Raw genomic sequence first — 1,108 nt, 5'->3', positions numbered from 1 at the left:
GTCGGGTCCGGCCCCAGCACCGCGGCGCCGCCCGCCAGCACGACCTCCGGCGCCGGCGCGATCCGTCGCGCCAGGGTGCGCATGGCCGGGTCCATGGCCGACGCCAGGGCGTCCAGCCCGCGTTCCGAAAGATCGCCGCCCGACAGGGCCACGACGCGCCGCACCGACGGCGGCGCGGCTTCACGCGCCTGCACGTGCGCGACCCAGCCGACGCACAGCACCAGCGCCATGCCGAAGGCGGCGACGACGTGGGGCCACGCCTCGTGCGTCTCCCCGGCGCGCGGCGCCCAGGGTTTTGCGGTTTTCAGCACTCGAGCGAGCATCGCGCGGCCGTACGGTTAAGGTTTTGTTCATACCTCAGGTTCGGCGAACGGCGAAGCTTGAATCGGGGTTAACGGCCGAGGGGCGGTGAAGGTTCCGGCTCGTCCGCGTGGGAGGGTGAGGGGTCGCGCCGCGTTGAGCCGTTCCTTCTCCCCTTGCGGGAGAAGGTGGCCGGCGGAGCCGGCCGGATGAGGGGTGCCTGCGCCGAGGCCTCAGGAATGGCGCGCAGTTGCGACGGCGGACAGGTCGCGCGACCCCTCACCCTCCCGCACAGGCCTGCGCTGACGCGCCGGCGTGCGGGACCCTCCCTCTCCCACAAGGGGAGAGGGGCTCAGGGCTTGCGCTCGGCCGCCGCCTTCACCTTCGCCGCCCGCTCCAGGCTCCTCGTCTCCGCCGCGAACGCCAGCCGCCCGGCCGGGCTGCCGACCTCGCCCGCCATCGCCTTCAGGGCTTTTCGCATCGGATAGCGCGACCACAGCGCGTCCAGCTCGGCCAGCGCCGCCTTCCGCAACGCCGGCGTCAGGCTCTCCCAGTGCTCCAGCGCGAAGCGCAGCCGCCAGGTCCCCACGTCCGGGTCCAGCGGCCCGACCCGATAACTCTGCGCCAGCGCCTCGCCCGCCGTCGGCGACCAGCCGCCGGCCCTCTGGCGCTCGGCGTAAGCGATCTGCAGCCGGGCCTCGGTGCGCGCCGGGCTCAGCTTCAGCGCCGCCCGCGCCTCGCGCTCGGCTGCGTCCAGGGCCTGCGGCGTCAGCGGCTCGGCCAGCGCCCGGCCCGCCCGCGCCAGGTG

At 74.9% G+C, this 1,108-nt stretch carries 2 pseudogenes; both read right to left on the bottom strand.

Annotated features, from left to right (window positions below):
* Window positions 1–311: pseudogene (locus G3573_RS21585) on the bottom strand (hypothetical protein); the annotation flags it as partial.
* Window positions 312–652: 341 nt separating this feature from the next.
* A pseudogene (locus tag G3573_RS21580) lies at window positions 653–1,108 on the bottom strand (hypothetical protein); the annotation flags it as partial.

The sequence above is a fragment of the Caulobacter sp. 17J65-9 genome, assembly GCF_010975005.1.
Classification (GTDB): Bacteria; Pseudomonadota; Alphaproteobacteria; order Caulobacterales; family Caulobacteraceae; genus 17J80-11.
This window is presented reverse-complemented; position numbering and strand designations above follow the sequence as displayed.